7 protein-coding genes and 2 pseudogenes are annotated in these 7,078 nt (G+C 67.0%); 6 read left to right on the top strand and 3 right to left on the bottom strand.

Annotation, left to right across the window (positions count from 1 at the left end):
• Window positions 1–88: 88 nt before the first annotated feature.
• A complete protein-coding gene (locus ACTWQA_RS58305; RefSeq protein WP_443167378.1) occupies window positions 89–460 on the bottom strand; it encodes a DUF2255 family protein in 372 nt (123 codons plus the stop codon).
• Between the two features lie 116 nt (window positions 461–576).
• Here ACTWQA_RS58305 and ACTWQA_RS58300 point away from each other — a divergent pair, with 116 nt between their 5' ends.
• The 6 genes and pseudogenes from ACTWQA_RS58300 to ACTWQA_RS58275 form a co-directional block, all read left to right on the top strand.
• On the top strand, window positions 577–813 hold the full coding sequence (locus ACTWQA_RS58300) for a hypothetical protein (RefSeq protein WP_443167377.1): 237 nt from the start codon (window positions 577–579) through the stop codon (window positions 811–813).
• A gap of 8 nt (window positions 814–821) precedes the next feature.
• Window positions 822–2,609: a multicopper oxidase family protein gene (locus tag ACTWQA_RS58295; protein WP_443167376.1), complete on the top strand. Its 1,788-nt coding sequence runs from the start codon at window positions 822–824 to the stop codon at window positions 2,607–2,609.
• Between the two features lie 250 nt (window positions 2,610–2,859).
• A complete protein-coding gene (locus ACTWQA_RS58290; protein ID WP_443167375.1) occupies window positions 2,860–3,375 on the top strand; it encodes a hypothetical protein in 516 nt (171 codons plus the stop codon).
• A gap of 387 nt (window positions 3,376–3,762) precedes the next feature.
• Window positions 3,763–4,092, top strand: coding sequence for a hypothetical protein (locus ACTWQA_RS58285; RefSeq protein ID WP_443167374.1), 330 nt, complete (start codon window positions 3,763–3,765; stop codon window positions 4,090–4,092).
• Between the two features lie 279 nt (window positions 4,093–4,371).
• Window positions 4,372–4,716: a hypothetical protein gene (locus tag ACTWQA_RS58280; protein ID WP_443167373.1), complete on the top strand. Its 345-nt coding sequence runs from the start codon at window positions 4,372–4,374 to the stop codon at window positions 4,714–4,716.
• 915 nt (window positions 4,717–5,631) lie between these two features.
• Window positions 5,632–5,816 (top strand): annotated as a pseudogene (locus ACTWQA_RS58275) (IS256 family transposase); the annotation flags it as partial.
• Between the two features lie 89 nt (window positions 5,817–5,905).
• Here ACTWQA_RS58275 and ACTWQA_RS58270 read toward each other — a convergent pair.
• The gene (locus tag ACTWQA_RS58270; RefSeq protein ID WP_443167372.1) at window positions 5,906–6,313 is read right to left on the bottom strand and encodes an ATP-binding protein; all 408 of its coding nucleotides are present in this window, start codon (window positions 6,311–6,313) and stop codon (window positions 5,906–5,908) included.
• 654 nt (window positions 6,314–6,967) lie between these two features.
• Window positions 6,968–7,078, bottom strand: a pseudogene (locus ACTWQA_RS58265) (IS5/IS1182 family transposase); the annotation flags it as partial.

Raw genomic sequence — 7,078 nt, 5'->3', positions numbered from 1 at the left:
CGATCGACGACCTCGCCCAACAGGCAGGCCTCGCCGCCTAAACCCCGCCTAAACCAGCCCGTTCGAGCTCATTCGAACAAACTCCGGCTCACCATGACCGCCTCCGGGCGGCTAAGCCTTCTAGCCGCATGGTGGTCTCCGCGGCCTCCGGCCCCGTGATCGTCTGCACGGGGCCGGGCCAGCTCAGCGCGTACTTCGCCCAGTAGCCCTCAGAGACCCGGTCGACCAGCGCGGGCTCGTCCACGGGCACCAGTCGCACGGGCACGGCCGCCCCGGCCAGCTCGATTTCCGTCGCTGCATGCGCCAGCACCCCGCGGTACCACCCGCTCCGATGACCGAAGGCGGAGCGGACATACGCAGCGCCGTCGATCACCACCACCCAGATCGGTCTGGCCGACCACGTTCCGTCCGCGTGCCGCACGCGCATCACGATCTCCTCCGTCTTCGCGAGATTCTCCATGGGCTCACAGTGCCGCCGAGGGGATCGTGGCGGCGTCGGCGATGACTACCTACGTCTCAGGCGTAGGCAGGTTTCACCGACGCGAGGCGACAGGCCCGCCCTCCAGAGTGAGCGTCATGACAACGATCGACGAAACCCCGTACACGGTCCCCGCCGAGGAGCCCGAGAACTACACCCCCGAGAACGGCACGTCCGAGAAGAAGAACAAGAAGAAGAAGAGCAAGACCAAGCGGCGCATGGCCAAAGGGCTGGCGTGGTTCGCGCTGCTCTTCACGGCCGTACTCGTGCTGGCCGAGCCGTGGCTGTTGCTCCCCGCAGGCGCCATGCTCGCGGCGATCGCCCTGTGGGACTGACGCCCGCGATGTCCGAGCCTCTCTTCCTCACCGACATGCTGCTGGCCCTGGCGGTCATGGCCGCCGCGGCTGCCCTTGGCCGCAGGGCCCGGCGGCCCCGCTGGATCCTCTACGGCACGGCGGCCCTCGTCCTGGCCCGGCTCATCGTGGCGGGCCTGCTGCTGACCGGCGGGCTGCCGCTGGCCGGCAGCCGGTTCCTCATCCAGGTCCCCCTCGCGGCGGTCCCCCTGGTCCTGGCCTTCTTCCGGCCGGAGGCCCAGCGTCCCGCCGCAGTGGGTGTGGGACTGTCCGCTCTATGGCTGTTCTTCCCGTACGCCCAGCAGGAGACGAACATCACGCTGGTCGCCTCCCTGGTGGCGATGGGACTGACGTACCTGTTGAGCCGCCGGCGCGGCCCCTGGGCCACGCTCGGCTTCCTGGTCGCGCCCGCCGTCGTCCTCACCCTGGTCTACCAGGGCAACGTGGCCGCGTCGGGCACGATGGCCGGACACCACCACCACATGGGCACGAGCGTCGCCACCCTGACCGGCCCCAGAGACAGGACGCCCGACGTGCGGGTCACCCTGACCGCCGCACACGGCAAGGTCAAGCTGACCTCCGGCCGCGAGATCGACGCGCTGACCTTCAACGGCCAGGCCCCCGGTCCGCAGATCCGGGTGAAGAAGGGCCGGCTGATCGAGGTCACCCTTCTCAACACCGACGTCGAGGAGGGCGTGACGCTGCACTGGCATGGCGTGGACGTGCCCAACGCCGAAGACGGCGTGCCCGGCGTCACCCAGGAAGCCGTCATGCCCGGCGAGAAGCACGTCTACCGATTCGCGCCCGACCGGACCGGCACGTTCTGGTACCACACCCATCGCGACTCGTCCCTGACGGTCGAGCGCGGACTGTTCGGCTCGCTGATCGTCGAGGACGGCCAGCAGGGCGTGGAGAAGACCATCTTCACCCACCTGTGGCCGGGCGCCGACGACCCGGTCGCCGCCTTCGACACCGCCGACCAGCCGCTGAGGCAGGCCGTTGAGGCGGGCGAGCCGGTGCTGCTGCGCTTGATCAACAGCTCGAAGGAGCCGCACCGCCTGCACATCGGCGGCACGCCGTACACCGTGACCGCCATCGACGGGAACCAGGTCCAGGGGGCGACGCCGCTGCCCCGAGGCACCGACCTGCTGCTGGCCGCGGGCGGGCGCTTCGACGTCGCCTTCACCATGCCGCCCGGCACCGTCAGCCTGTCCATCGACGTCAACGAGATCCCCAACACCGCCGCCCTGGCTTTCAGCCCCGACGGCACCGCGCCACCCGAGCCCTCAGCGACCGGCCCGCTCTTCGACCCCCTGACGCACGGAACGGAGACGCCCATCCCGGAGGAGACCTACGACCGCACCTTCGACATCAGGTTGGACGACGGCTTCGGATTCGCGCTCGGCTCATTCACCTATGTGAGCAGCTCCATCAACGGCCGCCTCTACCCCGCAGTGCCCATGCTCATGGTCACCGAAGGGGACCGGGTCAAGATGCGCATCGTCAACCGGAGCCTCATCGACCACCCGATGCACCTGCACGGCCACCGCGTCCGCGTGCTGTCGCGCAACGGCGTGCCCGCCGCCGGCAGCACCTGGTGGACTGACACGCTCAACGTCGTCCCCGGCGAGATCTTCGAAATCGACTTCACCGCCGACAACCCGGGCGTCTGGATGGACCACTGCCACAACTTCGAGCACGGCTCACAGGGCATGATCATGCACTTGGGCTACACCGGGGTCGGTACCCCGTACACCGAGGACGGCATCCCCGAATGATCGGTATCTCCCGCCCGCGATCCGGGCTCGGGTCCAGCAGAGGCGTTAGGCGAACCCCCAGAGGTGGCCTTCGTGGTCTGCAACCCCGCAGCAAGCCAGGATGACGAACGAACTCTGGATCGTCGAACGCGCCCCCAAGCACGTACGGTGGCCAGCCGCACCGTGGCGATCGCAAACAGGCTTGAACTGCAACGGGGACTGCAACTCACGGTTGATCACCTGCCCGGCAACCGCCGGTACGCTCCGACGTGTGACCGCGCTGGATGTGTTGACCGGGTTCGGCTCGACCGGACGGATCGGGCCACTGTGGTGCGGTGCGTCGCTGACCGATATCTCCGCACTCCTCGGCCCACCATGGGATATCGGCCGCGTCAGCAAACGCACCCGATGGCCCCACCTGTTCTCCTATGGCCACGTCGAACTGGGCGTCTGCCGCTGCCGGACCGTCACGATGCTCAGCGTCCAGACGCGGCACGCCACTGTCGAACTGCCCGATGCCGAGACGAGCGCGATCACGTCCTTCCCCGCGCGCCTGACCTACCAGCAGCTCACCGCCGCCCTGGAGACGGCCGGCTGCCACTGGCAGCCGGTCCCCGGACGATCACCCGGAAGCGCCGAACTGCGTACCCACCCTGCGGGCGTCGCCTTCACCTTCCGCACCGATGACGGACCCGAACCGCTTCTGGAGAACGCCGGCGCGTGGCTCGACACACATGACTGCCGGCCTCTCCCACCCGGGCATCCAGACGACGGTTTCGGCACCTGACCTATCAGATCAGGGACGTCCGCTGAAGACTGCCCGCGTTTCTGTATTTCACTGCGACGCGAAGGTCCCAAAGGCCCAATCCACTGATCAGGATGGGCCTTTTGAGCTGCTGCGCGGCCGGGAGGACTCGCACCTCTAACATTGAGATCCGTAGGCCCAAACGATCGTCACAACCGTCCGGGATCGTTCGCCCGGCAGGTCACCCGGGACCGTCCGGATCAGCCCGTGGCCATTCAATGATCGTTCGTTCGGGTGGCTCCCAAGGTGGCTCCCAGAAACCGCCACGCGACCTCGGCGTACTTGTGCGCCCCTGCGTACCTCGGCCACGAGTCGGCGTGTTCCCACCCGGCCGTGATGGTCCTTAGCTCGGTTGGCAGACTGAGCGATATGAGCGAGGTCGTTCGGCACGTCCCCTTCCCGTTTCCCGGCGGCAAGTTTCCGCCCGGCCTCGTAGCCGTCGTGCAGCGAACGGTGATCATCGGAGGGCTGCCGGCGCTCATCGTGATTCACGACGATGAGAACGACTGGCTGATCGGCGATGACATCACCGACGCCAGCGATCCGGATGCTTCCGCAATCTGCCATGTGGCGCACATCATCGATCTCGATCCGCGCGTGGCGGAAACCGCGTCTGTTCCGTGTGGATATGCCGCCCGCAGAGCCTCGAAAGAAGACGCGTGGGTGCTTGAGGAGTGGCGCTACGAAGAGGACGAGTAGGCCCTGACCTGCGCGTCCAGCGACACCTCGCCCCGCCTGCTCTCCCTTCTGCCGTCGACCCGCCCGAGGATGAAGCGGGCCCAGGCCACGGGCACCAAATTGGGCGCCTAACTGGACGAACGATCTGGTGCCCGTGGCCCTGGTCTGCTCGGCTTTGCCAGGGTCGATGGCGGGCGGGATGATCAGGCTTCCACCTCAGCCACTTACGGTTCTGAAGCGAGGCGCGGCGATCATCCCAGAGTCGGAGCGCCCCTGCCGGAGGCATGAAAGGGGTTCGCTGTGCGCTGGTTGAAGCTACTTGCGGGCTGGTTCTGGCGAGTGGATGCGTCGTTGGGCGGCGATGCCAAGCCGCATCTCGGTCAGCGGTTCTCTGCGGCCCATCCTGTACGCCTCGGGCTGGTCGCCGGCGCTGCTGTCGGCGGCTTCCTCATCCTCTTCTTGTTGATCGGTGCCGCAACGGGATGGGAGTACGCCTTCGCGCTGGCTACCTTGCTCTTCTGCCTCTGCGTAGCCGCCTTCGCTGGCGTGAGCATGATGGGCATCGGCTACTTCGAGCGCTGGCGTCAACGGCACTACGGGCACTACCCGCATGAGGTTCAGGATGAGCGCGGCAGCCATCCGTAGCGGCCCGCGCGCGTCGCACGCGAGAACGGCCCCCAGGCCGCACGCGCAGCGTGCGGCCGTGCGCGGGCCGCGCGGCGGCACCTACGCCGCCGCTCTTGATACCCATAAGCACATTTCGGCAGGTCACCGTCATTGTGCCGCCCACGATTCGAACTCGTTATGCGTCGCTTCCTACGGCTCGCTCTGCATTCCCGAACGCTGTGCCTTGATGGCAGCGCGGCGGCCTCAACGACGATCATCCGGAAGCGGGCTGTCTTTCATGCCCTCCTGGATTACGCGGTTGAGCTGGAGGAGCTTTCGGCAAATCCGCTGCACAAGGTCAAATGGAAGCCGCCCAAGACGACCGAGACCGTAGACCCTCGCGTGGTGGTGAATCCGCGTCAGGCGCAAAAGCTGCTGAACGCAGTGACGTACGTGGGCCGTCGGGGCCGTGGCCGGCGGCTGATGGCTCTCTTCGCCTGCATGTACTACGCCGTCCTGCGCCCCGCCGAAGCGGCCGGCCTCCGGCTCCAGGACTGCCACCTGCCCACGTCAGGCTGGGGACGGCCCACGATCGACGTATCCCGGCCAGAGGTCAATACCCAGTGGACCGACAGCGGAGAGGCCCACGAAGAACGCGGCCTCAAGCACCGGGGCAGACAAGATGTCCGTCCGGTGCCCATTCCGCCAGGTCAGGATGCTCCACGAGCGCATCGCCGAGTACGGCATAGCCAAGGACGGCCGTATCTTCCGCAGCGAACGAGGCGGGGTAGTGGCTTCCACGGCTTACACCGAAGTCTGACAGGCCGCCCGCCTGTTGGCTTTCACGCCCGCTCAGGTCGCCTCTCCGCTCGCCAAGCGCCCGCATGACCTCCGGCACGCGGCCGTCTCGCTCTGGCTCAACGGCGGCGTACCGCTGTTGGTATCCGCAGGTGCCAGCGGCGGGCCGCGCAGGCGCTGATCAGCGTGGTGGGCACCAGCTCCCTGCTCGGGTGTCGGCCCAGCGGGTGGACAAGCTGGTCGAACAGCTCGGCCCGTACCCGTTCGTGTGGCTGGATCCCCTTACCCAGAAGGTGCGCGAGGGCGGGCACACGATCAACGTGCATTGCCTGGTCTCCACCGCTCCGCCAACATCCTCGCGATCTCTGGCACCGGTTCACTGGCGCACCTGGAGGAGAACATGGCCTTCGGCCTGGGGCTGGTACTGCGGTCAGGCGGCGGCCCGCTCATGTTCCAGTGAATCGGTGCAGGTGCAGCCGATCTCGCACCAGACGCCGGTGTGGTCGGGCTGGTGGCTGATACCCCAGGTACGGGACAGATGGTCGACGAGGAACAGCCCGCGGCCTCGCGTGGCTTCCTCTCCGGCCCGGCCCAGCCGCGGCTCTCCCGCGCCGCCGTGGTCGTGCACCTCGACGCGAACCGCACCGGGCAGGTGGGCGATGCGCACCTCGAAGTTGTCGTCACGGCCGGCGGCGGAGTGCTCGACGGCGTTGGCGGCCAGTTCGGAGACCGCCAGCACCACGTCGTCCGCGGCTGGGTGGCCAGCCACGACGCCGACCACGAAATGACGCACGTGACCGAGTTCCTCCAGCACGGCCGGGAACTCTCGCATCGTCATCGCAGCCATCCGAATCGCCTCCGCGGTGCAGCGGCTTATACCTTTTGACACCTCTAACCATGCCGATGCCGCTTGCCGGTCCCCTGCCAGCCGCTTTCGGCTGACTGTCGGTGGCTTGACACCCAGCCAGGGCCTCGGCCCTGCCTCTCGGGTCGGGCAAGGTGCGGTTACGGAACTGGTCGTCCAGCCGCTCCACAACGACGCGTAGCTCAGAGCGAGCAGCGGCGGGAAGGGCTCACAAGGCCTCTTCCAAGCGATCACGAGCCTCTACCGGATCACAGAAGGGGCAATCCTGGTTCACGTAGATGTACCGGCCGGCAGTTCGGAGAAAGCTCGCGTAGGCATCCAGCGCATCGGCGATGGCGTCCGACCAGAAACGTTGATCTTCAAGGCGGCGTATCGCGCCTTGGGCTTTGGCTGAGAGCCCACGGATGTGCTTACGCGACGTGCGCTCGGGTGACCGACTCCCGCCAGATCGCAGAGCATTGGGGGGCTTACGCGGCATGGTCCTTTCGAGTCAGCATGCACCACATCCTGCCACGTCGCAGACAGCGGGCGGTTCGTTTCGCGCCACGCGTGTGCGGCAAAGACAGGGAGCTACCAGCGAAAACAGCCCCAAGATCATTACGCGTATATATTGAACCGATTTCATCCTCACGCGACCTGGGTGACGCGGTGGTTTTGAAGGACGGCGATGGCCTTGCACAGGTGGCCGGCCTTGGAAGGACAGCAGCGTAGCTTGCGGAGGATCTTCCAGCTCTTCAA

Source organism: Nonomuraea sp. 10N515B (genome assembly GCF_052245915.1).
Taxonomy (GTDB): Bacteria; Actinomycetota; Actinomycetes; order Streptosporangiales; family Streptosporangiaceae; genus Nonomuraea.
The sequence above is the reverse complement of the archived record's forward strand: the minus strand, read 5'-3'. Positions and strand labels throughout refer to the sequence as shown.